The organism is Vreelandella halophila, assembly GCF_009856365.1.
In the GTDB taxonomy this organism is placed as follows: domain Bacteria; phylum Pseudomonadota; class Gammaproteobacteria; order Pseudomonadales; family Oleiphilaceae; genus Halospina; species Halospina utahensis_B.
In genome coordinates, this window is sequence record NZ_WMEX01000002.1 from 458,852 (window position 1) to 480,718 (window position 21,867).

General features: G+C 65.0%; 24 protein-coding genes. 10 read left to right on the top strand and 14 right to left on the bottom strand.

The features are described from left to right. Window positions 1–22: 22 nt before the first annotated feature. Window positions 23–1,237 carry an MFS transporter gene (locus GLW01_RS05415; RefSeq protein WP_160898405.1) on the top strand — a complete coding sequence of 405 codons (1,215 nt, stop codon included), beginning with the start codon at window positions 23–25 and terminating at the stop codon, window positions 1,235–1,237. After that, entirely contained in the window at window positions 1,234–2,091 is an 858-nt protein-coding gene (locus tag GLW01_RS05420) for a class I SAM-dependent methyltransferase (RefSeq protein ID WP_160898406.1), read from the top strand. The genes GLW01_RS05415 and GLW01_RS05420 overlap by 4 nt, the downstream gene beginning before the upstream one ends. A 65-nt stretch (window positions 2,092–2,156) precedes the next feature. Here the strand turns inward: GLW01_RS05420 and GLW01_RS05425 are convergent, their stop codons facing one another. Then, window positions 2,157–3,401 (bottom strand): ammonium transporter, encoded by a 1,245-nt coding sequence (locus tag GLW01_RS05425; RefSeq protein ID WP_160898407.1) that lies wholly within the window; start codon window positions 3,399–3,401, stop codon window positions 2,157–2,159. A 70-nt stretch (window positions 3,402–3,471) separates the two neighbouring features. Then, window positions 3,472–3,810, bottom strand: a complete 339-nt coding sequence (glnK, locus tag GLW01_RS05430; protein WP_095616411.1) for a P-II family nitrogen regulator — start codon at window positions 3,808–3,810, stop codon at window positions 3,472–3,474. Between the two features lie 301 nt (window positions 3,811–4,111). On the opposite strand from glnK, the gene GLW01_RS05435 reads away from it, so the two are divergent. Genes GLW01_RS05435 through trmB form a run of 3 tightly spaced genes read left to right on the top strand, consistent with a single transcriptional unit; the run spans window position 4,112 to window position 6,657 of the window. Further along, complete coding sequence (locus tag GLW01_RS05435; protein ID WP_151440672.1) at window positions 4,112–4,375, top strand: accessory factor UbiK family protein; 264 nt, start codon at window positions 4,112–4,114, stop codon at window positions 4,373–4,375. 33 nt (window positions 4,376–4,408) lie between these two features. Beyond that, on the top strand, window positions 4,409–5,920 hold the full coding sequence (locus GLW01_RS05440; protein WP_160898408.1) for a YifB family Mg chelatase-like AAA ATPase: 1,512 nt from the start codon (window positions 4,409–4,411) through the stop codon (window positions 5,918–5,920). Window positions 5,921–5,952: 32 nt separating this feature from the next. After that, a complete protein-coding gene (gene trmB / locus GLW01_RS05445; RefSeq protein ID WP_151440670.1) occupies window positions 5,953–6,657 on the top strand; it encodes a tRNA (guanosine(46)-N7)-methyltransferase TrmB in 705 nt (234 codons plus the stop codon). Here the strand turns inward: trmB and GLW01_RS05450 are convergent. From GLW01_RS05450 to GLW01_RS05495, 10 genes are all read right to left on the bottom strand, one after another. Then, window positions 6,651–7,202: a hypothetical protein gene (locus GLW01_RS05450; protein WP_151440669.1), complete on the bottom strand. Its 552-nt coding sequence runs from the start codon at window positions 7,200–7,202 to the stop codon at window positions 6,651–6,653. The genes trmB and GLW01_RS05450 overlap by 7 nt on opposite strands. Next, window positions 7,199–8,359 (bottom strand): radical SAM family heme chaperone HemW, encoded by a 1,161-nt coding sequence (hemW, locus tag GLW01_RS05455; protein ID WP_340162431.1) that lies wholly within the window; start codon window positions 8,357–8,359, stop codon window positions 7,199–7,201. The genes GLW01_RS05450 and hemW overlap by 4 nt, the downstream gene beginning before the upstream one ends. Then, on the bottom strand, window positions 8,343–8,951 hold the full coding sequence (gene rdgB / locus GLW01_RS05460; protein ID WP_160898458.1) for an RdgB/HAM1 family non-canonical purine NTP pyrophosphatase: 609 nt from the start codon (window positions 8,949–8,951) through the stop codon (window positions 8,343–8,345). Before rdgB ends, hemW begins: the two co-directional genes overlap by 17 nt. Beyond that, entirely contained in the window at window positions 8,941–9,393 is a 453-nt protein-coding gene (locus GLW01_RS05465; protein WP_160898409.1) for a DUF4426 domain-containing protein, read from the bottom strand. Before GLW01_RS05465 ends, rdgB begins: the two co-directional genes overlap by 11 nt. Window positions 9,394–9,405: 12 nt before the next feature. Then, window positions 9,406–9,999, bottom strand: coding sequence for a methionine biosynthesis protein MetW (gene metW, locus GLW01_RS05470; protein WP_095616419.1), 594 nt, complete (start codon window positions 9,997–9,999; stop codon window positions 9,406–9,408). Further along, window positions 9,989–11,146: a homoserine O-succinyltransferase MetX gene (metX, locus tag GLW01_RS05475; protein ID WP_095616420.1), complete on the bottom strand. Its 1,158-nt coding sequence runs from the start codon at window positions 11,144–11,146 to the stop codon at window positions 9,989–9,991. Before metX ends, metW begins: the two co-directional genes overlap by 11 nt. Window positions 11,147–11,215: 69 nt before the next feature. Then, window positions 11,216–13,153 (bottom strand): dynamin family protein, encoded by a 1,938-nt coding sequence (locus tag GLW01_RS05480; RefSeq protein ID WP_160898410.1) that lies wholly within the window; start codon window positions 13,151–13,153, stop codon window positions 11,216–11,218. Window positions 13,154–13,271: 118 nt separating this feature from the next. Beyond that, on the bottom strand, window positions 13,272–13,832 hold the full coding sequence (locus GLW01_RS05485) for a YggT family protein (RefSeq protein ID WP_151440666.1): 561 nt from the start codon (window positions 13,830–13,832) through the stop codon (window positions 13,272–13,274). 184 nt (window positions 13,833–14,016) lie between these two features. After that, entirely contained in the window at window positions 14,017–14,859 is an 843-nt protein-coding gene (gene proC, locus GLW01_RS05490; RefSeq protein ID WP_151440665.1) for a pyrroline-5-carboxylate reductase, read from the bottom strand. After that, on the bottom strand, window positions 14,859–15,563 hold the full coding sequence (locus GLW01_RS05495) for a YggS family pyridoxal phosphate-dependent enzyme (RefSeq protein WP_160898411.1): 705 nt from the start codon (window positions 15,561–15,563) through the stop codon (window positions 14,859–14,861). Before GLW01_RS05495 ends, proC begins: the two co-directional genes overlap by 1 nt. A gap of 261 nt (window positions 15,564–15,824) precedes the next feature. Between GLW01_RS05495 and GLW01_RS05500 the strand changes: the two genes are divergently transcribed. Genes GLW01_RS05500 through cobU form a run of 5 tightly spaced genes read left to right on the top strand, consistent with a single transcriptional unit; the run spans window position 15,825 to window position 20,152 of the window. Continuing rightward, the gene (locus tag GLW01_RS05500) at window positions 15,825–16,859 is read left to right on the top strand and encodes a type IV pilus twitching motility protein PilT (RefSeq protein ID WP_160898412.1); all 1,035 of its coding nucleotides are present in this window, start codon (window positions 15,825–15,827) and stop codon (window positions 16,857–16,859) included. Between the two features lie 21 nt (window positions 16,860–16,880). Further along, entirely contained in the window at window positions 16,881–18,005 is a 1,125-nt protein-coding gene (locus GLW01_RS05505) for a PilT/PilU family type 4a pilus ATPase (protein ID WP_151440661.1), read from the top strand. Further along, window positions 17,998–18,825: a FecCD family ABC transporter permease gene (locus GLW01_RS05510; protein WP_160898413.1), complete on the top strand. Its 828-nt coding sequence runs from the start codon at window positions 17,998–18,000 to the stop codon at window positions 18,823–18,825. The genes GLW01_RS05505 and GLW01_RS05510 overlap by 8 nt, the downstream gene beginning before the upstream one ends. After that, window positions 18,825–19,610 carry an ABC transporter ATP-binding protein gene (locus tag GLW01_RS05515; RefSeq protein ID WP_160898414.1) on the top strand — a complete coding sequence of 262 codons (786 nt, stop codon included), beginning with the start codon at window positions 18,825–18,827 and terminating at the stop codon, window positions 19,608–19,610. Before GLW01_RS05510 ends, GLW01_RS05515 begins: the two co-directional genes overlap by 1 nt. After that, window positions 19,610–20,152 carry a bifunctional adenosylcobinamide kinase/adenosylcobinamide-phosphate guanylyltransferase gene (gene cobU / locus GLW01_RS05520; protein ID WP_151440658.1) on the top strand — a complete coding sequence of 181 codons (543 nt, stop codon included), beginning with the start codon at window positions 19,610–19,612 and terminating at the stop codon, window positions 20,150–20,152. Before GLW01_RS05515 ends, cobU begins: the two co-directional genes overlap by 1 nt. Here the strand turns inward: cobU and GLW01_RS05525 are convergent. Both GLW01_RS05525 and cobT read right to left on the bottom strand, forming a co-directional pair. Further along, window positions 20,115–20,747 carry a histidine phosphatase family protein gene (locus GLW01_RS05525; RefSeq protein ID WP_160898415.1) on the bottom strand — a complete coding sequence of 211 codons (633 nt, stop codon included), beginning with the start codon at window positions 20,745–20,747 and terminating at the stop codon, window positions 20,115–20,117. The two genes, cobU and GLW01_RS05525, sit on opposite strands and share 38 nt — an antisense overlap. Then, on the bottom strand, window positions 20,740–21,789 hold the full coding sequence (gene cobT, locus GLW01_RS05530) for a nicotinate-nucleotide--dimethylbenzimidazole phosphoribosyltransferase (protein ID WP_340162432.1): 1,050 nt from the start codon (window positions 21,787–21,789) through the stop codon (window positions 20,740–20,742). The genes GLW01_RS05525 and cobT overlap by 8 nt, the downstream gene beginning before the upstream one ends. Between the last annotated feature and the right edge of the window lie 78 nt (window positions 21,790–21,867).

Sequence of the window (21,867 nt, forward strand, 5' to 3'; positions counted from 1 at the left end):
CAAACGCAAAGGAGTGCTCTGAATGACCCGACAACAGCAACGTGTCTATCTGCTGGCTCTGTGCCAGGCCCTGTTTCTGACCTGTGCGGTGGCCTCGGTGTCGGTCGCCGCGATTGTGGGCTCGGAACTGGCGCCCACCCCCTGGATGACCACACTGCCCTATGGCCTGCAGTTCGCGGTTGTGATCCTGTGCGCCTACCCGGTCTCAAGGCTCATGGGGGCTCTGGGGCGGCGGCCCGTCTTCCTGATGGGCGCCTGTTTCGCCATGGCGGCGGGTGTGACCGGCTATCTGGCCATCCGCGGTGGCTCCTTCACCGGGCTGATCCTCAGCCATGTGCTGCTGGGCATCTTCATTACCCACGCCAACTACTACCGGTTCGCCGCCACCGATGGGGTTGAAGCGGAGCTGAGAGGGCGGGCGGTGGCGCTGGTCACAGCGGGTGGCGTCCTGGCCGGCATCCTGGCGCCATTGCTCACGCTGGAAGCCGGGGCCCTGTTCGAAGGCCAGTCCTTCGCCCACAGTTACCTGATCTTCTCACTGGCTGGTGCGGTCACTTTCCTGGTCATGCTCACGGTGCCGGGGCTCAATGCCGGAGGGACAGCACCGGATGCAGGGAAGGCGGCGCCGGCGCCCGCCGTCCCACCCGCCATGGCCGGCTTCGGAGCTTTTCTGGCCATGTACTGCGCGGGTGCCGGCTATATGGTCATGAACCTGCTCATGGTCCAGTCCACGCTGGCCCTCAACAGCGGGCCGGGCAGCCACACGCTGGTGGGCGTGGCCATCCAGCTCCATGTGGTGGCCATGTTCCTGCCCTCGTTCTTCACCGGGCGGTTGCTGGAGAGACTGGGGCATGGCCGTGTTCTGACGCTCGGTTTTCTGCTGCTGTCGTTATCCGCCCTCATCGGGATGCCGGGCAGGGCGCCGGTATTCGTGGTTCCGTCACTCATTCTCCTTGGGGTCGCCTGGAACTTTCTCTACGTGGGTGGCAGCGCGTTCCTGACGCTGTGCCACTCACCGGAGCGGGCGCACCGTATCCAGGGCATCAACGATACGGTTGTCTCCGGCCTGGCCGCGGTGGGCGCACTGACAGCGGGTGCGCTCTATCACCTGCTGGGCTGGTCCGGGAGTCTGGTGCTTTCATTGCCGGTTGCCGGTGTGGGCCTGGCGATGCTGGTCTACTGGCAGCGGGCGGCCGCCGCTTCAGGGCTATGGACAGGGGAGGCCTCCGAATCATGAAACGACAGTCCGACGACACCGCATCCATAAGCTTCACTGGCCTCTATACCGGGGAGGTCTGGCGCCGCAACGACCTGGCGCCCCAATGGCTTGGGTCCGGGGCGGGGCCCTGGCTGTACCGCGGGCTGGTACCCGTGGAATGGCTGAGTCGCACTCTGGGCGGCAGCAACCTGCGCACCATCCTGCTGCAGCGCCACCGCATCATGGACCACCTTCTGGAGCACTGGATCCGGGAGGAGGGTGTTACCCAGGTGCTGGAGATTGCCAGCGGCCTGTCCCCCCGAGGCCACCGCTTCCGGCAGTGTTTCCCGGAGCTGACCTATGTGGAGACCGACATGCCGGGCATGGCCGAGCGCAAGCGCCGTGCCCTGGAGCAGGAGGGGGCCTTGAGCGAGGGGCATCAGGTCGTGCCGCTCAATGTCTTTCACCGGGAAGGGCCGGAATCCATGGAAAGCGTGGTTGAGCAGTGCTTCCGGCCCGGTGAGCCCATTGTGGTGATCACCGAGGGGCTGACCAGTTACTTCACGCTTGAGGATATGGTCCCGTTCTGGGAACGCATAGCCGCTCTTGGTGCGCGCCATCCAGGCAGTCGATATCTCATGGAGACCTATCTTGTGCCACGCAGTGGCGCGTTCAGTCGGGCCATCCGTATGGGGGCGAACGCGCTGGGGCGGCTCAGTGACAGTGATGTGACCTTCCATTTCGCGGATGCTGGTGAGGTGGAGCGGGTATTCCGGGGGGCTGGTTTTGCCGGCGTGCGGGTCCATGACCCGGCGGAATACCGGGAATACGTGGAGCTGCCATCCAATCGTGGCGATGCGGTGGTGCGCGTGGTGGCGGCCGGTACTGGCTGAACCATGAAAAAGGGCGCCCCGTGGGGGCGCCCCTGTCTTCCCTGCTTTGTTACGCGTTGTCCGGATCAGCTGGTGTGTTCGAACTCGGGGTAGGCTTCCATGCCGCACTCGGCAATGTCGAGGCCTTCGTACTCCTGCTCCTCGGTGACCCGGATGCCCATCACGGCCTTGAGGATGCCCCAGACAACCAGGCTGGCCACGAAGACCCAGACGAAGATGGTCAGGGCACCGATGATCTGGCCGCTGAAGCTCGCGCCGCCGTTGGTGATCGGCACCAGCAGCAGGCCCAGGAGACCCACAGTACCGTGGACGGAGATGGCGCCTACCGGATCGTCGATACGCAGCTTGTCCAGTGTCACGATCGAGAAGACCACCAGGATACCGCCAAGGGCGCCGAAGAGCGTGGCAGTCAGCGGTGTCGGGGTGGAGGGCTCGGCGGTAATGGCAACCAGTCCGGCCAACGCCCCGTTGAGGAGCATGGTCAGGTCGGCCTTGCCGAACATCAGCCGGGAGACGATCAGTGCAGCCACGGCACCACCGGCAGCAGCGGTGTTGGTGTTGAGGAACACAATGGCTATGGAATTGGCGGACTCAACGCTGGCCGCTGCCAGCACGGAACCGCCGTTGAAGCCGAACCAGCCCATCCAGAGGATGAAGGTGCCCAGTGTGGCCAGCGGCAGGTTGGCGCCCGGAATCGCGCGCACCTCACCATTGGGACCGTACTTGCCCTTACGCGGGCCCAGCAGCAGAACGCCGGCCAGGGCAGCGGCCGCGCCGGCCATGTGCACGATGCCGGAACCGGCAAAGTCACTGAAGCCGAGGTCAGCGAGGTTGTACATGCCGAATACGGTAGCGCCCCCCCAGGTCCATGCACCTTCCATTGGATAGATGAAACCGGTCAGGACAACGGTGAAGGCGAAGAACGCCCAGAGCTTCATCCGTTCAGCCACGGCGCCGGAGACGATGGACATGGCGGTTGCCACGAACACGACCTGGAAGAAGAAATCCGAGGCCGGCGCGTAGGTCGAAACCGCTTCATAGGTGAAGCCTTCGGAGACACCGGGGTCCATGATGCCGGACAGGAAGGTGCCGCCGCCGTACATGATGGCGTAACCGCAGACCATGTACATGATGCAGGCGATGGAATAGAGACCAACGTTCTTGGTCAGGATCTCGGTGGTGTTCTTGGCCCGGACCAGTCCGGACTCAAGCATGGTGAAGCCTGCCGCCATCCACATGACGAAGGCACCACAGATCAGGAAGTAGAAGGTATCGAGCGCAAACTGCAGTTCGTTAACTGTGTTTTCCATTGGAATAAGCCCTCCGCACAAGGCTTTTCAACTTCGGGAATGGTGTTCTGGCGTCTGGAGTGACCGGCCGTCAGACAGCTTCCTCGCCGGTCTCGCCGGTCCGGATCCGGATCGCCTGCTCCATCTCACTGACGAAGATCTTGCCGTCACCGATCTTGCCGGTATTGGCGGCCTTCGAGATGGACTCGATGACCTGGTCCAGCAGCTTTTCGCTGATGGCGATCTCGACTTTCACCTTGGGCAGGAAATCAACGACGTATTCCGCGCCGCGATAGAGTTCGGTGTGGCCTTTCTGCCGGCCGAAGCCTTTGACTTCCGTGACGGTGACACCCTGGACACCGATTTCGGACAGGGCTTCGCGCACGTCATCAAGCTTGAACGGCTTAATAATCGCTGTCACAAGTTTCATGGGTTTCTCCTTTCGTTGCCGGCCCAGCCGAACTGGGTATGGCGGCCTTAATCGGGGTGCGTACCAGGCCCGCAGCAGGTTGTGCGGACTCTGCGCAGGCCTTTGCACGCCCTGTGCCAACGCAGAAACGAACTGTAAAAACAGGAAGTTATCTGATGCCGCCGGGGTGCGGCCCGGCTGCATTGCCCCATTGTAGCGCATTCGCACCCGACGTGACCCAACATTGGGCGTCCGGCGGCCTGTGGGAGCGCCCTGGCCGCTGTGCTAGCATACCGCCATTAATGAACCGAGGAGTGGAGCCATGCCCCGTAGCCCCCAGGATCTTTTCAGCGAACTGCGTGGTCAACTGGACCAGTTCATGCCGGATATGGCCCGGGTGGCCCGGGACGACGTGGAGCAGCACGTGCGCATGGCGGTGACCTCGGTACTCGATCGACTGGATCTGGTAACGCGGGAAGAGTTCGATGCCCAGTCCGCCGTCCTTACCCGCACGCGGGAGAAGGTCGAGGCGCTTGAGAAGCGCGTTGCGGCGCTGGAAGAGCAACTGGGCCGCGACCAGCAGTAACCGCACAACACCACCAACAACAGGGATGTTGCCATGAGTTTTGCCGTGATCCACACACGGGCAAGGGTGGGCGTGGATGCCCCCGCCGTTACCGTTGAGACCCACCTTTCCGGCGGCCTGCCGTCACTGTCCATTGTAGGCATGCCCGAGGCGGGCGTGCGCGAGAGTAAGGACCGGGTGCGCAGTGCCCTGCTCAACAGCGGTTTCGATTTTCCCGCCCGCCGCATCACCATCAACCTGGCGCCCGCCGATCTGCCCAAGGAAGGCAGCCGCTTCGATCTACCCATCGCCCTGGGCATACTGGCCGCGTCCGGGCAGGTTGAGCCGGAGGCCGTGGCCGGGATGGAGTTCCTGGGAGAACTCGCGCTGGACGGCAGCCTGCGTCCATTGGAGGGCATACTGCCCGCCGTGATGGGCGCGCGCGGTATGGAGCGCACCATAATGGTGCCCGCAGGCAATGCCGACGAAGCAGCCCTTGCCAGCCAGGAGGATACCTTCGCCGCGGACCATCTGCTCGGCGTCTGTGCCCACCTCAAAGGCGAGCAGCGGCTGGCGGCCATTGCGCCCCGCGAGGCGGACGACCTGGGGCAGGGAGCGGTGCCGGATCTGGTGGACGTTCAGGGGCAGCACATTCCCAAGCGGGCCCTGGAGATAGCCGCTGCCGGGGGCCACAACCTGCTGTTCCACGGTCCGCCCGGGACCGGCAAGAGCATGCTGGCGAGCCGCTTGCCAGGGCTGCTGCCACCGCTGGCGCGGGAGGTGGCGTTGGAGGTTGCCTCCGTGCACTCAGTGGCGGGCTCGTTCAGCCAGGCGCGGGGATGGCGCACGCCGCCCTACCGGGCACCCCACCATACCGCTTCGGCCGTGGCCCTGGTCGGGGGTGGCAGCAGCCCGCGCCCCGGTGAGATTTCGCTGGCGCACCGGGGTGTGCTCTTCCTGGACGAGCTGCCGGAGTTCGACCGCAAGGTTCTGGAAGTGCTGCGCGAGCCCATGGAATCCGGTGAGATTGTCATTTCCAGGGCGAATACCCGGGTGACCTTCCCGGCTCGGTTCCAGGTGGTGGGTGCCATGAACCCGTGCCCCTGTGGCTATGAAGGGCACCCGGATATCGCCTGTCGCTGCTCGGCGCAGCAGGTGCTGCGCTACCAGAGCCGCCTCTCAGGGCCCCTTATGGACCGCTTTGATATGCACGTGGGCGTTCCTGTTCAGGACGGGCGCACACTGCTCCGCCCGGAGAAGGGCGAGACCAGCAGTGCCGAGGTGCGTGACCGGGTCAGCCGGTTGCGCACCCTCCAGCACCAGCGTGGTGCACTGAACGCGGAGCTGGCGGGCGATGCCCTGCACCAGGCCTGTGCCCTCGACAGCGAGGGTGAAACGCTGCTGGAGCAGGCCATGGGGCGGCTGGGGCTGTCCGCTCGGGCGCTGCACCGGGTGTTGCGGGTGAGCCGCACCATTGCGGACCTGGCCGGTGCGGAACGGGTGGAAAAGGCGCATCTGGTGGAGGCTCTGGGTTACCGATTGCAGTCCGGCGCCGAATCCGGATAATCCGTGGCCCAAACCCCAGAGCCGGAGGCCCCATGACTGATTCCAGCGACGACCTGGCCCGCAGCAAGGAGCGATCCGTGCGCAGTTTCGTGCTGCGCGCCGGGCGCATGACCCGTGGTCAGCAGAATGCCTGGGACCGGCTCTGGCCGCGCTATGGGCTCAGCCTGGCGGATGGCCCCATCGACCGGGAACGGGTGTTTGGCCGTCAGGCACCGCTGAACCTGGAAATTGGCTTCGGCATGGGCCAGTCGCTGGCCGAGATGGCCGAGGCGGCGCCGGAACAGGATTTCATCGGCGTGGAGGTGCACAAACCGGGCTGCGGTGCACTGCTGATGGAGATGGAAGCGCGCGGTCTGGACAACATCCGCCTCTACCGGGCGGATGCCCTGGACGTGCTCAGCGAGGCGATTCCGGAGGCCAGCCTGGACCGGGCGCTGATCCTGTTCCCGGACCCCTGGCCCAAGAAGAAGCACCACAAGCGCCGCCTGATCCAACCGGATTTCGTTGGGACATTGCACCGCTACATCCGCCCAGGCGGCCTGCTGCACATCGCTACGGACTGGGAGCCCTACGCCGAGCACATTCTGGAAGTCATGAACGAGGCGCCGGGCTACCGGAACCTGTCAGAGGATGGCACCACGGTGCCGCGCCCGGCGGACCGGCCACTGACCAAGTTCGAGAAGCGGGGCGAGGCCCGTGGTCACGGTGTGGCCGATATGCTGTTCGAGCGTCAGTGACGCCAGTCTTCGGGCTGCACCGGCTGGCGCCGGGCGGCCCGGACCACCAGAAGACAGGCGCCACCCACCAGCAGCCCGGTGAACTTGACCAGGGTGGCGATGGCGGCCAGCTGTGGCCAGACTTCGGTTTCCGGCTGGTGGATGGCGGTGATCAGGAAGGCGTTCTCCGCCGCATCCCCCAGGGCACCGAGCACCAGCAGAACCTTCGCGAGGCGTCCGGCCTTGCGTTCGCGGATCCCCGGGCGGTCGTACAGGAAGTGGTTGGCCAGGGCCACCAGGAAAACCGCATAGAGCCCGATGAACACGAAATCCACCCAGAGCGTGAGCTCCGGCAGGGGCGTGTGGTTGCGCTGCCACTGGCGGTGCAGCTGCTCGGCGCGTTCCGGCTCATCCGCCAGCTCATAGCTCATGACATGCTGGGGAATCTCAGGGGTTGCCAGGTACTGGTTGGTGAGCATCACCGCTACCAGTGCGGCACCGGTGAGCAGGGCCAGCCAGCGCAGCCTGTGCGACCAGGGTCGGGGTTCCACGCCGAAGAGTTTCATGGCACGAAGGCCTCCAGCACGTCGTTCAGGAAGCGCTGGCCCTGGTCGGTCACGGCCAGGCGCTGTTCATCCGCCACCAGCAACCCGCGCCTGCGGAGCTGTTCGAGCTGATCATGGATGCGCTCCAAGGGTAGGCCGGTTCGCTCTGGGAAGGAAGAGGTCGGCACACCGGCACTCAGCCGCAGGGTGTTCAGCAGGAACTCCAGCGGGCGATCCACGTGCTCCAGCTCCTGGCGGCCGGCAGTGCGGCTGCCGATGCGGTTGAGGTAGTCCTCGGGCCGGCGGGTCTTCCAGTAGCGTGTGATCTGGTCGGCCTCCGGGTCGGTCAGCTTGCCGTGGCCGCCGGCGCCGATGGCCAGATAGTCCCCGAAGCGCCAGTAGTTCAGGTTGTGCCTGCATTCCTCGCCAGGGCGCGACCAGGCCGAGACCTCATAGCGCTGCAGCCCGTGTTCCTGCAGGCAGGCTTCGCCGGCCTCCTGGATGGTGGCCAGGGTGTCCTCGTCCGGCAGCGTGGGCGGCTGCGAGTGGAATACCGTGTTGGGCTCGATGGTGAGCTGGTACCAGGAGATGTGGCCGGTGTTGAAGGCCAGGGCGGTCTCCAGGTCTGCGACCGCCTGTTCCGGTGTCTGTTGCGGAAGGCCATGCATCAGGTCGATGTTGATGCGCTCGAAGCCCGCGGCCTGGGCCGCTGTTACCGCCCGCGAGGCATCGTCACCGCCGTGGATCCGGCCCAGGCGCTCCAGGTGATCCGGGTCGAAGCTCTGTACCCCGAGCGAGAGGCGGTTGATGCCTGCCCTGCGAAAGCCGGTGAAGCGCGCCTCCTCCACGGTGCCGGGGTTGGCCTCCAGCGTGATCTCGTCGAGCCGGGATAGATCCAGACGGCGTGCCAGCGCCTCGAAAAGGCGTTCGTAGAACCCTGGCGACATGAGTGAGGGCGTCCCGCCGCCGATGAAAATGGCTTCAATGGGGCGGGTTTCCGGTATCGTCAGGTCCGCATCCAGGTCCGCCAGCAGGGCGTCCAGGTAGTCGTCCTCCGGGATCGTCTGCGGCGCCGTATGGGAGTTGAAGTCGCAGTACGGGCACTTGCGCACGCACCAGGGCGTATGCACGTAGAGCGTCAGCGGCGGGGCGGTGAAAGCCTCAGGCGACGCTGTCACCAAGGCGCTCCCTGAGCTCGGCCATGGCACGGCCGCGGTGACTGACCTGGGCCTTGCGCTGCGCTGGCAGTTCGGCGGCAGTGCAGCCGTCTTCCGGCACGAGGAACAGTGGGTCATAGCCGAAGCCACCACCCCCGGTCGTTTCACGGGCGATCCGGCCAGGCCACTGGCCGTGGCAGATCATGGGAATGGGGTCCTCGGCGGAACGCATCAGCACCAGTACACAGTGGAAGCGGGCGGTGCGTTTGGCATCCGGCACGTTCGCCAGGGCATCCAGCAGTTTGCGGTTGTTGGCGTCATCGTCCGCCGGCTCGCCCGCATAGCGGGCGGAATAGACACCCGGAGCGCCGCCCAGGGCATCCACCGCCAGCCCGGAGTCATCCGCCAGTGCCGGCAGGCCACTGATGCGCGCGGCATGGCGGGCCTTGATCAGCGCGTTCTCCACGAAGGTGGTGGCGGTCTCCTCCGGCGAGTCCACGCCAAGGTCCTTCTGGGCGCTGACCTCAATGCCCCAGGGCTGGAGCAGCCGGTTGAACTCGGCGATCTTGCCGGCGTTGTTGCTGGCCAGCACCCAGTGCCGATCACTCGTCATCATAGAGCTCCCGGGAAAAACGCACCGGCAGGGTTGTGGAATCCCCGTAGGGGGCCGGCTCAAGCTCAAAAATCAGGAGCTCACCCTGGCGGTACTGGAACTGGGCGAGGTAATAGACGGCGTCACCCTCCTGCACGCGCCGGAAGGACAGCTCCTTGGTCTGGCGGGCCTCATTGGTGAAGGTGCCCTTGATCTGGGCCGTGATGGGCTTGGGGGCATCGTCCCCGGAGGTCCTATGGACCGCGACATTGAGAAGGCCAACGGAACGGCTGCGGGTCAGGTCATATTCACGGGCGACCTTCTTTTCCAGGAAGGTCGAAGGGATGACGGAGTAGTGAACCCGGTAGTTGTCGAACTCGGTGATGCCCTGGTTCTCGTCGGGTAGCGCATTGGCGAGCGGGCTGGCAAGCAGCAGGGCAAGGGCCAGGAGACGTTTTACCATGGATGACCTCCGTCAGCGGGTGACGCGATAGACCGCGATCTGCCCCAGGAAGTTGGGCCAGAGCCGATTGTACCAGCGGGAACGGTGGGCGTTGTCCACCACTGTCCGATCCTTGATACGGATCCGGTGCTCCTGGCACAGCGCCTCAAAATCGCGCACCGTGCACAGGTGGATATTGGGCGTATTGTACCATGTGTGCGGCAGGGTGCTGGACATGGGCATGCGCCCGTTCCAGAGCTGGTGCAGCCGCAGGCGCCAGTAGCCGAAGTTGGGGAAGGTCACGATGCCTTCACGCCCGAGGCGCAGCATTTCCGTCAGGGCGCGATCGGGGCGGCGCACGGCCTGAAGGGCCTGGGTCATGATCACGGTGTCGAAGGTCTGGTCCCGGAAGCTGTGCAGCCGGTCCTCATCCAGGTCCTGTTCGATCACGTTTACACCCTTGCGCACGCATTCCTCGATGTAGTCCGGGTTGATCTCCAGCCCGTAACCGACAACGCTCTTCTCGCGCTGGAGGTAGTCCATCAGAGTGCCGTCACCACAGCCCAGGTCGAGCACGCGGGAGCCGGGGGCCACCCAGGGTTCGATCAGCTTGAGATCAGCCCGCATCGCCGTGCTCCTTTGCTACCCGGTTCATGTAGGCCCGGAACAGGCTCTCGTAGCGCTCATTCGGCACCAGGAAGGCATCATGGCCCCAGTCGGAATCGATCTCCGCGTAGCTCACGTCGCGCCGGGCATCGACCATGGCGTTGACCAGCTTCTGGGAGTGCTCCGGGGCAAAGCGCCAGTCCGAGCTGAACGACAGCACCAGGAAGCGGCAGCGGGCCTCGGCCATGGCGCGGGTCAGGTCATTACCGAACTCCCGCGCCGGGTCGAAATAGTCCAGGGCGCGCGTCATCAGCAGATAGGTGTTGGCATCAAAGGACTCGGAGAAGCGCACCCCCTGGTACTGCAGGTAGCTCTCCACCTGGAATTCGACATCGAAGCCGAAGTGATAGGCGTGGTCGCGCAGCTCCCGGCCGAACTTCTCGCCCATGGAGACGTCCGACAGATAGGTGATATGCCCGACCATGCGTGCGAGCATCAGCCCGCGCTGGGGAATGGCGTTGTTCTCCAGGTACCGCCCCTCGTGGAATTCCGGGTCCGAGGTGATGGCGCGCCTGGCCACCTCGTTGAAAGCGATGTTCTGGGCGGTCAGCCTCGGGGTGGCGGCGATCACCACGGCATGGCGGATCCGCTCCGGGTAGTGGATGGCCCAGTCGAGCGCCTGCATGCCCCCGAGGGACCCGCCGATAACCGCGGCCCACTGGTCAATGCCGAGGCGGTCGGCCAGCCGGGCCTGGCTCTTGACCCAGTCACGGACCGTGATCACCGGGAAATCAGGCCCGTAAGGACGGCCTGTATCGGGGTTTTCGGACGCCGGGCCGGTGCTGCCGTGGCAGCCCCCGAGGTTGTTGGGGCACACCACAAAGAACTTGTTGGTGTCGATGGGCTTGCCGGGGCCGATGCAGGCATCCCACCAGCCGGGTTTGCGGTCTTCACGGGAATGGTAGCCGGCGGCGTGATGGTGGCCGCTCAGGGCGTGACAGATGAGCACCGCGTTACTGGCATCCGCGTTCAGGGTGCCATAGGTCTCAAACACCAGATTGAATTCCGGCAGGGTATGGCCGGACTCCAGCCGGATGGGCTCCGGGAAGTGCAGGCTCTGTGGTTCGACAATGCCCACCGAGTCGGCGGCCTGGGATTCAGCAGCCATGAATGCGAAAAGGATCCTTCGGTGATGGACGGTTCCGGTCAGGCCGGGCAGTGTATCGAGGGGCCGGCCCTAAGGCAACTGTGCGCCGGGCGGTGGGGCAATCCCTTCCTCCAGTTTGCGCGCCACGCGCAGCTGCTGGTCCAGGGTCTCGCGCTGCTGTCGCAGCTTGTCCGCTTCGGCCTTCAGTTCCTTCTCGTCGTCCACGATATGGCGCAGCCGCTGGAACTGGGTCTCAAGGCGCTGTTTCTGCTGCTGGGTGTGCTGCAGCAGGGGCATCAGGGCTTCGCCCGGCCAGCGGTCAATGTCCTGCATGGTGCGGTGGATGATCTGGCGGGCCTCACTGACAATGGTGGTCAGGAACTGCTGGATCAGCCGGCTTTGCTGCATCAGCAGCGAGCGTGGGTCCCTGCGGAAGCGATCAGCGCGGCTGCGCAGGTCGCGCAGGGCAATCAGGTGCCTGCCCAGGCGCAGCGGCACCGGCTCCAGCGTGCGGTCATCGTCGCCGCTGGTATGGCGGCGGTAGATGGATCCCACCATCTTCTCCGCCCGGCGGCCTTCCGCCATCAGGTTGTTGAAGTCATTCTCCAGCACCTCGAAAAGGGCATTCATGGCACTGGCCAGCCCCGGGGTGGTCCAGCTGCCTTCCAGGCGCTGGCGGGTGCGCTCAGCGTGCTGCTCAAAACGCTCGGGGTTGAGAATGCGCCGCAGCATATCGCCCTGGGAGGCCATGAGGCGCCGGCTGGATTTCAGGGTGATCAGCCGACGGTTGAAGAAGTCATAGTCGTGCCGGGTCTTCTCCGCCAGCTCTGCGATTTCCTGGCGGTCGGTGCCCTGGGCCTGCAGGAGTTCAAATTCCGCATCCAGTGATGCCTTCTGGTTCTCCAGCTCCGCCTGGTTGTCGCGGATCATGGAGCGCAGATCAGAGACCAGCTCGCTGCTGATCAGCTGTTCCCGGCGCCCGAGGATGCGTTCACTGACCAGCTCCTCCAGTTGCGCCACGCCGCTTTTGCGGCGCAGCCCGTCGTCATCGCGGATGCGAGCCAGCAGACCCTGTTTGGCGGAGACAGGCAGCACATCCTCCATGCCGAGGCCGAGCTGGCGGGCGGTGGTCTCGCGCACACGCTCGATGGCATTGCCGGTGTGGTCGTTGCCGGACGGGTCATCCCAGAGGACATCGATCTTGTTGAGGATCGCGAAACGCCCGGCGCGGTGATCCGCATCCCGGGTGTCGATGTGTTCATTCCATATGGTCATGTCGCTGGCCGTAACGCCGGCATCCGCCGCCAACAGGAAGACTACCGCCTGGGCTGAGGGCAGCATGGAGACGGTCAGCTCCGGTTCCGAACCCAGCGCATTGAGGCCCGGGGTGTCCAGGATCCGCAGGCCGCGCTCAAGGATCGGATGCTGGAGGCTGATCAGGGCATGGCGCCAGGCGGGAATGAGCACCTGCGCGGGGTCGTCCGGAGAGGCATCAAGCATGGCATCGTTGAAGCCCAGATCCGCCGCCTCGGCGCGCGGGACAGTGCGTGTCTCTGCAACCCGGGCCAGTGTGGCCGCCATGGTCTCCGTGTCGGCCGGGTCAAGTGTCACAGTCTCCCAGGCACCCGACTCGTGACGCAGCTGCTGCAGGGACATGGCGCCGTTCCGGGTCTCGATGGGCAGCAGCATCAGGTAACTGGTGCGGGCGTGCCGGTCGTAGAACAGCTCCGTGGGGCACATGGTGGTGCGTCCGGCCTCAGATGGCAGCAGCCGCTGACCGTGACCGGCGAAGAAAAGGGCATTGATCAGCTCGGTCTTGCCCCGGGAATATTCGCCCACAAAGGCGATGGTCAGTTCGTCCTCCACCAGGAGGCGGATGCTGCGCTGGAGGTGGCGTTCAATATCCCCTTCAAGCAGCTCGTTGAACTGGAGCCAGCGCCGGTAACGTGTGATGTTCCGGACCAGTTCCTTTTTCCAGCTGTGGTAGGCCTCAACCTGATCCGTGAGGGTAACTGCATCTGCCATCATAGGCCCCTGAGCTTCCGGAATCCGTTTGACGGGATTTTGCGGAAGTATAGAACGTCCCTGAACAAGGGGCATGTAATGCCCCTGTGCCTTTATGTTTCGGTTTGAATACGCGGGTTCGTCAGAACGGCATGCCCGCCGCCTGCTGGAGGCTGCTCATCACCACCTGGACCATGTTCAGCACCAGGAAGACCAGGATCGGCGACAGGTCGAGCCCGCCCATGGGGGGCAGCAGGTTGCGGAACGGCGCCATGATGGGTTCGGTGATCTGGTGGATGATCTGGATGCCGGGGTGCGGATTGCCGGGCGCCAGCCAGCTGATCACGATCATGCCGATGATGGCGAAGAAGTAGATGGTCAGCACCAGGCTGATCACCTTGAGCAGCCCCCAGACCAGCAGTGCCAGCGGCGGGAAGGCGTAGCCGGCGAGGCTGAGGATGATCAGGTACATGAGGGCCTGGAAAAGGATGGCAACAATCAGCGAGGCGCCGTCAAAGCGCTTGACCGGCGGGACCACCTTGCGCACGGGATCGGTGACCGGATTGGTGGCCTTGGCGATGAACTGGCTGATGGGGTTGAAGAAGTCCACCTGACAGAGCTGGAACAGGAACCGGAGGATCAGCAGTGTCAGGTAGAAGGTGGTAAGCATCTGGAGGGATGAAACCAGGATTTCGGTGCCCATTGTGTTGTTTACTCCAGTTGGGTGCTTTGGGTCGTTGTCTCATTCAGACGAGGAGAGGCCGGGAGTGCTGTATGGGAAACGCTGTGAATACATCCCTGTACGCTGCTCTTCCGCCATCCATGGCTCCAGAGCTTCCCATACAGCACTCCCGGCCTCTCCTCTGTGTTGTTGCCAGTTGGTTGGATTATAAAGCTTTTTTCAACTGCTCCGACAGCTCCGCCGAACGCGTCTTCGCCGCGTTGAACGCCTTTTTCACGATGTCCCTTATGCCGCCTTTCTCGAGGGCATCCACCGCCTGTTCCGTGGTACCACCGGGGGACATGACGTTACGCCGCAGCTGCTCCGGCGCCTCGTCGCCACGGGAGCACATCTCCGCCGCGCCCGCCATGGTCTGGATGGCGAGCTGGCGGGCGGTGTCCGGGTGGACGCCAGCGTCGATCGCCGCCGCCTCCATGGACTCCACCAGCAGATAGCAGTAGGCGGGCCCGCTGCCGGAGAGGGCGGTGACGGCGTGCATCTCTTCTTCCCGCTCGAGCCAGACGGCGAGGCCGATACTGCTGAAGATATCCGTCACGGTGTCACGCTGTTCCCGGGATACGCCGTCCGTGGCATAGAGCGCGGTCGCGCCCTTGCCGACCAGTGACGGCGTGTTGGGCATGCAGCGGACCATGGGCACGTCACCGCCGAGCCAGTTGCCGATGGTTTCCGAATCCAGCCCGGCGGCGATGGATACAGCCAGGGGGCGGGTGTTCTGGACCACGCTGGCGATGTCCTGGCAGGCCTCCGCCATGATCTGGGGCTTCACCGCCAGGATCAGGATGTCCGCCTGGCTGGCGCAGTGGCGGTTGTCCGTGGTGGTATAGATACCGAAGTCGTCGCGCAGGCTCTGAAGGTGCTTGTCCTCCGGTGCGCTGGCCCAGATCCGCGAGGGGTCATAGCCGTTGGCGACCAGGCCGCCCAGGATGGCGCGGGCCATGTTACCGGCGCCGATGAACGAAATGGCGGGTTGCTGCGGATCCTGTTGCATCACTGAGCCTCGTAGTCGCGGGGTCCGAAAAGGGCGGTGCCCAGGCGCACGATGGTCGCGCCCTCGGCGATGGCGGCCTCCAGGTCGCCGGACATGCCCATGGACAGAGTGTCCAGAACCCCATTATCCACGCCGCGCCTTACCTCAGCCAGCAAACCGGCCAGTTCACGGAAGCGCTCACGCTGCACCGCCGCCGGATTGGCCGGATCCGGAATCGCCATCAGCCCCCGCAACCGGCACCCTTCAAGCCCATTCAGCTCCTGCGCCAGCCCCGGAACCTCCTCCGGCCGAACCCCCGACTTCGTCGGCTCATCATCAATGTTCACCTGGATGCAGAGGTTCAGCGGCGCCATCCCCTCCGGGCGCTGCTCGCTCAGCCGCCGCGCCACCTTGGTGCGGTCAATGCTGTGCACCCAGCTGAAATGCTCCGCCACCGGCCGCGTCTTGTTCGACTGCAGCGGCCCGATGAAATGCCACTCCAGATCCGGCAGATCCGAAAGCGCCTCAATCTTGTCCAGCGCCTCCTGAATGTAGTTCTCCCCAAACGCCTTCTGCCCCGCCTCGGCGGCCTCCCGGAGCAGTTCCGCCGGCTTGGTCTTGGACACGGCCAGCAGCTGCACGCCTGCCGGATCCCTTTCAGCCTCCTCGGCTGCGGAACGGATGCGCGTGGCTGCCTTTTCGAGGTTCTCTGCTATGCTGATCATTGGCTCTGCCCGGGGGAATGTGACGGCTCATAAAGTAACGTCTGCCCCTGTAAAAACCAAGCTACGACCAGATTCAGATTGCCCTGACCGCCGTGTATAAGGTCTGAAGCTGGGAGGTGGGGAGTGCTTTGCGGGAAGCTATGGAGCCATGGATGGCGGAATAGCAGCGTACAGGGATGTATTCACAGCGATTCCCGCAAAGCACTCCCCACCTCCCAGCAGGCACGGAGTCAGAGGCTTCCAGAACGACCGAGGCTGTACATGGATATAACCGAACTGCTTGCGTTCTCCGCCAAACAGGGCGCATCCGACCTCCACCTCTCCGCCGGCCTGCCCCCCATGATCCGGGTGGACGGCGACGTCCGGCGAATCAACCTGCCGCCCATGGAGCACAAGGAAGTGCACCGGCTGATCTACGACATCATGAACGACAAGCAGCGCAAGGACTACGAAGAGTTCCTCGAGACCGACTTCTCCTTCGAGGTCCCCGGTGTCGCCCGCTTCCGTGTCAACGTCTTCAACCAGAACCGCGGCGCCGGCGCCGTCTTCCGGACCATCCCCTCCAAGGTCCTGACCATGGAAGACCTCGGCATGGGCCAGGTGTTCAAGGACATCTCCTCCAACCCGCGCGGCCTGGTGCTGGTCACCGGCCCCACCGGTTCGGGTAAGTCCACCACGCTGGCCGCGATGATCGACTACATCAACGAAACCCGGTACGACCACATCCTCACCATTGAGGACCCGATCGAGTTCGTGCACGACTCCAAGAAGTGCCTGATGAACCAGCGGGAAGTCCACCGCGACACACTCGGTTTCAACGAATCCCTGCGTTCCGCGCTGCGTGAGGACCCCGACATCATCCTGGTCGGCGAGCTGCGGGACCTCGAGACCATCCGTCTGGCCCTGACCGCGGCTGAGACCGGCCACCTGGTATTCGGCACCCTGCACACCACCTCCGCCGCCAAGACCATCGACCGCGTAGTGGACGTATTCCCGGCTGAGGAAAAGGCCATGGTACGCTCGATGCTGTCGGAATCCCTGCAGGCGGTGGTCTCCCAGGCACTGCTGAAGAAAAACGGTGGCGGCCGGGTTGCCGCGCACGAGATCATGATCGGCAACTCGGCCATCCGGAACCTGATCCGCGAGGACAAGGTGGCGCAGATGTACTCCGCCATCCAGACGGGCGGTCAGCTGGGCATGCAGACCCTGGACCAGCACCTGCAGAACCTGCTGCAGAAGGGCACCATCTCCCGCGAGGAGGCCCAGGCCAAGGCCAAGATGCCGGACAATTTCTGATAAGGGGCGGGGAATACGGTCATGGAACTCGAAAAGCTGCTCAAGGTTGTAGTCGATAAAAACGGCTCCGACCTGTTCATCACCACCGGTGTGCCGCCGAGCGTCAAGATCAACGGGCGCATCGTGCCGGTCACCAAGGAACCACTGACGCCGGAGAAAACCCGGGAGCTGGTGTACGGCTCAATGACGGACAAGCAGGCGCGGGAGTTCGACGAGAACAACGAATGCAACTACGCGCTCAGTGCCCGGGGTATCGGGCGCTTCCGTGTCAGCGCCTTCTTCCAGCGCAACCTGTGCGGCATGGTTCTGCGCCGGATCGAGACCGAGATTCCACAGCTGGACGACCTGGGCCTGCCCGACATCATCAGTGAGCTGGCCATGACCAAGCGGGGCCTCATCATCTTCGTGGGTGCCACCGGTACGGGTAAGTCCACCTCGCTGGCGGCGATGCTCGGCTACCGCAACCAGAACAGCCGCGGGCACATTGTCTCGGTGGAAGACCCCATCGAGTTCATCCACCAGCACCGCGGGTGTATTGTCACCCAACGCGAGGTGGGGGTGGATACGGACTCGTTCGAGACCGCGCTCAAGAACACCCTGCGCCAGGCGCCGGACGTCATCCTCATTGGCGAGGTGCGTACCGCCAAGACCATGGAATACGCCGTCACATTCGCCGAGACCGGCCACCTGTGCCTGGCCACCCTGCACGCCAACAACGCCAACCAGGCGCTGGACCGGATCATCAACTTCTTCAACCCGGAAGTGCACAACCAGATCTGGATGGACCTGTCGCTCAACCTCAAGGCCATCGTGGCCCAGCAGCTCATCCCCACGCCGGACGGCAACGGCCGGGTCGCGGCGATCGAGGTGCTGATCAATACACCGCTGGCCCAGGACATGATCCGCAAGGGCGAGGTGGACAAGCTCAAGGACCTGATGACCAAATCCGGCGAGGCGGGCATGCAGACCTTCGATCAGGCGCTGTACCACCACTACGCCGACGGCCGGATCACCTACAAGGATGCCCTGGCCCATGCGGACTCGGCCAATGACCTGCGCCTGATGATCAAGCTCGGGGCCGATGCGGCCACGGCAGACGAATTGTCCAGCTCGGTGGACAAGCTCTCCATCCAGGACGATGGGTAACGCCCTGCTGGCGGAGCTGCTGACCGGGTTTGCCGTTGGGGGCATGCTGGCCATGGCGGGTGTGCTCATGCAGGTGCTGCTGCGCACGCCCCTGGCGGAGCCCTATGTGCTCGGTGTTTCCGGCGGGGCCGCCAGTGCCGGTCTGGTCTGCATGCTGCTCGGGCTGGGCGGCTGGTGGATCTCCGGTTCCGCGTTGGTGACGAGCCTCTTCTCCCTGGCAGTGGTGTTTCTGGTCGGCGGCGGTGATGCCCGGGTGCCCCGGGAACGGCTGCTGCTGACCGGGGTCGTGATGGCCGCTGGCTGGAGCACCGTTATCAGCTTCCTGCTGGCGATGGAATCCAGCGCCTCCGTGCACGACATGCTCTACTGGTTGATGGGCGACCTGACCCGTTCCATCTCCCCCTGGTGGGGCCTGGTCGCCCTGGCGCTGGCACTGGTGGCCGGCTGGGTCATGGCACCGGCACTGGATCTGCTGGTGCGTGGCGATGAACAGGCTGCGGTGCTGGGCGTGGAGGTGCACCGGGTGCGCCTGGTGTGCTATGTCCTGGCGGCGGTACTGACAGCCCTGGCGGTGACGCTGGCCGGGCCCATCGGTTTCGTCGGTCTGGTGGTGCCGCACCTGGTCCGGCTCCGTGTCGGCGCGCGCCACCGCATACTGCTGCCGTTCTCGGTTCTGGTGGGCGGTATCTATCTGACGGGCCTCAATGCGATCGCCGGTCTGCCGCTGATCCCGGGGTCGATTCCGGTTGGCATTCTCTCGGCGATCGTGGGCATTCCCGTATTTCTCTACATGCTGCAGCGCACAAGGATCGGTGGCTGATGGCATCACTGCAGCTGGATGGGCTTGTGTTCGGGCATCGCGGCCAGGCGCTCACCAGGCCGGTGACGGTGGAGGCCCGATCCGGGGAATTCTGGGCCGTCCTGGGCGAGAACGGCTCCGGTAAGAGCACGCTTATGGCCACCCTGGCGGGGCTTGTGCCGCCGCTGGCAGGACAGGTTGCTGTCGACGGCGTGAACCTCCGGCGCATGCCGCGCAAGGTCCTGGCCCGCCGGCTCGGTCTGCTCCTCCAGCACCAGGACGTGGCTTTTCCCTATTCCGTGCGCGAGACGGTCAGTGCCGGGCGCTATGCCCACAGGCCGCCGTGGCGGCCGCTGCGCCGGGAGGATCACGCCGCGGTTGAACGCGCCCTGGAGGAGACCGGCCTGCTGGAGCTCGCCGAGCTTCGGGCGGACCAGGTCTCCGGCGGCGAGCAACGCCGCGTGGCCATTGCCACCCTTCTGGCACAGGAGCCCGGCGCCCTGCTTCTGGATGAGCCCGTCAACCACCTGGACGTGCGCCACGAGGTGGCCCTGATGGACCGCTTCCGGGACTATGCGGACGACGGGCGGCTGATCATGGTCTCGCTGCACGATGTGAATCTTGCCAGCCAGTACGCGGACCGCCTGCTGATGCTGTACGCTGACGGCACCTGGGAGGCCGGTAATACGGCGGAACTGCTGACCGAGGACCGGCTGGAACACCTCTACGGGGTTCCCCTGAAGGAAGTGGGCTCGGACGAGACGCCCTTCTGGGTGCCACTGGGCCACCGCAAACGGAGCCGATGATGAGCAACCGGACACTGATCCTGGGCGGTATCCGCTCAGGCAAGAGCGCCCTGGCCGAAGCCGAGGCGGCTGCCTGCGGCCGGCCTGTGGTGTACGTGGCCACAGCCACTGCTGATGACGGCGAAATGGTCGACCGGATCGCCCGTCACCAGCAGAGGCGGCCGGATGACTGGGGGCTGGATGAGGAGCCGGTGGCGTTGGGCGGCGTCCTGGCAAGACACCGGGAAGAAGCACCCTGCCTGCTGATTGACTGCATGAGTCTCTGGCTGGGCAACCTTCTGGGAGAAGAGGAGGGCGCGCTGGAACGCGAGCGCGAGGCCTTTCTGGCCCAGCTGGAACGCTACCCCGGGCCGCTGGTGATCGTCAGCAACGAGGTGGGGCTGGGCGTGATCGGCATGGACGCACTGACCCGCCGCTTCTGCGATGAAATGGGCTGGCTCAACCAGGCGCTGGCCCAGCGCTGCGATCAGGTGGTGCTGTCGGTGGCCGGGCTGCCCCAGGTTCTCAAGGGTTCCCCGGCTGGTGGGCAATCAGGCAGCTGAGCCACTCGCTGGTTTCTGCGATCCGGTCCATCCGGATCCGGCTGCGGCAGGCAAAGGGCACGGACACGGCACCCATGGCATGCTCCAGCGGCGTTGCCATGACCATCCCCAGGATCATGCGGATAACCCCGCCATGGCACACCAGCAGTGTACGCTGACCCTCCAGCTGTTCCCGCCAGTGCATCATGGCGCCCTCAACCCGCCGGTAGAAAACGCCGATGTTCTCACCCCCCGGCGGAGGGCAGTGGACCGGATCCCGCCAGAACGCCTGCAACGCTTCCGGGGTCTCCCGGGCGATCGCCTCCGGCGAGTGCCCGTCCCAGTCACCAAAGCTCATCTCGCGCAGGTCCGGCTCCTCCAGCAGGGGCAGGCCCCGGGCCTCGGCCACCGAGGCGGCAAAATCGGCACAGCGTTTCAGGGGTGAGGTCAGAACCGCATCCCATTGATCCGACTCAAAAACCTGCGCCTGCATCTGCTGCCAGCCCTGGTCACTCAGCGGGTCATCGATCAGGCCGCGGTACTTGCGGCCGCCTTCCGGCTCGCCATGGCGGATCAGGTCGAAAAAGGTGCCCGGTTGCTCGGCGCTGTCAGCCATCGCTTACTCCCGCTTCCGTGAAGGTTGCCATCTCATTGTGGAGCGCACAGGCAGAGCGTAGCACTGGAACGGCCACGGCGGCACCGCTGCCTTCGCCCAGGCGCATGTCCAGGTCCAGAACCGGCGTGGCCCCCATGGCGTCAAGCAGGTAGCGGTGACCGGACTCACGTGACTGGTGGGAGAAATGCAGCCAGGTCATCAGGTTCGGGCTCAGGTGCGTTGCGGCCAGGGCGGCCGCGGTAACGATGAAGCCATCCACCAGGACCGGGATCCCCCGGTGGGCCGCACCGATCATGGCGCCGGCAAGCGCGGCGATCTCAAAGCCGCCGAGCGAGGCGAGGGCATTGAACGGGTCCGTGTCGCTGCCGTGGCGCTGCAGGGCCGCCCGGATGCGGCGGGCCTTGCGGGCCACGCCAACCTCATCCAGCCCGGTTCCCGGGCCGACGAGCTCCTCCACACGGGCCCCGAGCAGCAGGCTGGCCAGAGCGGAGGCACTGGTGGTGTTGCCGATGCCCATGTCACCGCCGATGAACAGTTCCGCCCCAGCTTCGGAGGCGCGTGCCGCCGAGCGGTCGCCAGCCTCCAGGGCCTGTTCCAGCTGCTCCGCCGTCATGGCGGGTTCCTTCATGAGATTGCCGGTGCCTGCCGCAATCCATTCGTCCGTCACGCCCCGATCGTCCGGCAGCGGGTGGGCCACGCCCAGATTGACCACCTCCAGTGAGGCGCCCAGCTGGCGGGCCAGAACGCTGATGGCCGCGCCGCCGGCGGCAAAGTTGGCCACCATCTGGGCCGTCACTTCCTGGGGAAAGGCCGAGACCCCGTCGGCCGCAATGCCATGGTCCGCGGCGAAAACCGCCACATGCACCCGGTCCACGGCCGGGCGGTCGCGGTGCTGCTGGGCACAGAGGTGGCAGGCCAGTGCTTCCAGCTGCCCGAGTGAGCCCGGTGGCTTGGTCAGCTGCTGCTGGCGGGCCAGGGCCCGGTCATAGTGGGCGCGGGAAGGTTGCGGAAGGGGCAGCTGCCAGAAGGGGTCGGTCATCATTCAGTATCGCATTGCTGAAATGGGTGCACCTTACTCCGAAGACTGCGGGAGTGCCAGGGTGGCGCCTTTACCGGGCAC

What these genes read in the sequence shown, in the direction of transcription:
- GLW01_RS05510 (WP_160898413.1), top strand. Translation starts at nt 17,998, where the DNA reads ATGGGTAACGCCCTGCTGGCGGAGCTGCTGACCGGGTTTGCCGTTGGG.
- GLW01_RS05505 (WP_151440661.1), top strand. Translation starts at nt 16,881, where the DNA reads ATGGAACTCGAAAAGCTGCTCAAGGTTGTAGTCGATAAAAACGGCTCC.
- metX (WP_095616420.1), bottom strand. Translation starts at nt 11,146, where the DNA reads ATGGCTGCTGAATCCCAGGCCGCCGACTCGGTGGGCATTGTCGAACCA.
- trmB (WP_151440670.1), top strand. Translation starts at nt 5,953, where the DNA reads ATGACTGATTCCAGCGACGACCTGGCCCGCAGCAAGGAGCGATCCGTG.
- GLW01_RS05450 (WP_151440669.1), bottom strand. Translation starts at nt 7,202, where the DNA reads ATGAAACTCTTCGGCGTGGAACCCCGACCCTGGTCGCACAGGCTGCGC.
- GLW01_RS05495 (WP_160898411.1), bottom strand. Translation starts at nt 15,563, where the DNA reads ATGATCAGCATAGCAGAGAACCTCGAAAAGGCAGCCACGCGCATCCGT.
- GLW01_RS05500 (WP_160898412.1), top strand. Translation starts at nt 15,825, where the DNA reads ATGGATATAACCGAACTGCTTGCGTTCTCCGCCAAACAGGGCGCATCC.
- GLW01_RS05525 (WP_160898415.1), bottom strand. Translation starts at nt 20,747, where the DNA reads ATGGCTGACAGCGCCGAGCAACCGGGCACCTTTTTCGACCTGATCCGC.
- GLW01_RS05465 (WP_160898409.1), bottom strand. Translation starts at nt 9,393, where the DNA reads ATGGTAAAACGTCTCCTGGCCCTTGCCCTGCTGCTTGCCAGCCCGCTC.
- cobT (WP_340162432.1), bottom strand. Translation starts at nt 21,789, where the DNA reads ATGATGACCGACCCCTTCTGGCAGCTGCCCCTTCCGCAACCTTCCCGC.
- GLW01_RS05415 (WP_160898405.1), top strand. Translation starts at nt 23, where the DNA reads ATGACCCGACAACAGCAACGTGTCTATCTGCTGGCTCTGTGCCAGGCC.
- GLW01_RS05480 (WP_160898410.1), bottom strand. Translation starts at nt 13,153, where the DNA reads ATGATGGCAGATGCAGTTACCCTCACGGATCAGGTTGAGGCCTACCAC.
- proC (WP_151440665.1), bottom strand. Translation starts at nt 14,859, where the DNA reads ATGCAACAGGATCCGCAGCAACCCGCCATTTCGTTCATCGGCGCCGGT.
- GLW01_RS05485 (WP_151440666.1), bottom strand. Translation starts at nt 13,832, where the DNA reads ATGGGCACCGAAATCCTGGTTTCATCCCTCCAGATGCTTACCACCTTC.
- GLW01_RS05420 (WP_160898406.1), top strand. Translation starts at nt 1,234, where the DNA reads ATGAAACGACAGTCCGACGACACCGCATCCATAAGCTTCACTGGCCTC.
- metW (WP_095616419.1), bottom strand. Translation starts at nt 9,999, where the DNA reads ATGCGGGCTGATCTCAAGCTGATCGAACCCTGGGTGGCCCCCGGCTCC.
- GLW01_RS05515 (WP_160898414.1), top strand. Translation starts at nt 18,825, where the DNA reads ATGGCATCACTGCAGCTGGATGGGCTTGTGTTCGGGCATCGCGGCCAG.
- GLW01_RS05435 (WP_151440672.1), top strand. Translation starts at nt 4,112, where the DNA reads ATGCCCCGTAGCCCCCAGGATCTTTTCAGCGAACTGCGTGGTCAACTG.
- cobU (WP_151440658.1), top strand. Translation starts at nt 19,610, where the DNA reads ATGAGCAACCGGACACTGATCCTGGGCGGTATCCGCTCAGGCAAGAGC.
- rdgB (WP_160898458.1), bottom strand. Translation starts at nt 8,951, where the DNA reads ATGACGAGTGATCGGCACTGGGTGCTGGCCAGCAACAACGCCGGCAAG.
- GLW01_RS05440 (WP_160898408.1), top strand. Translation starts at nt 4,409, where the DNA reads ATGAGTTTTGCCGTGATCCACACACGGGCAAGGGTGGGCGTGGATGCC.
- GLW01_RS05425 (WP_160898407.1), bottom strand. Translation starts at nt 3,401, where the DNA reads ATGGAAAACACAGTTAACGAACTGCAGTTTGCGCTCGATACCTTCTAC.
- glnK (WP_095616411.1), bottom strand. Translation starts at nt 3,810, where the DNA reads ATGAAACTTGTGACAGCGATTATTAAGCCGTTCAAGCTTGATGACGTG.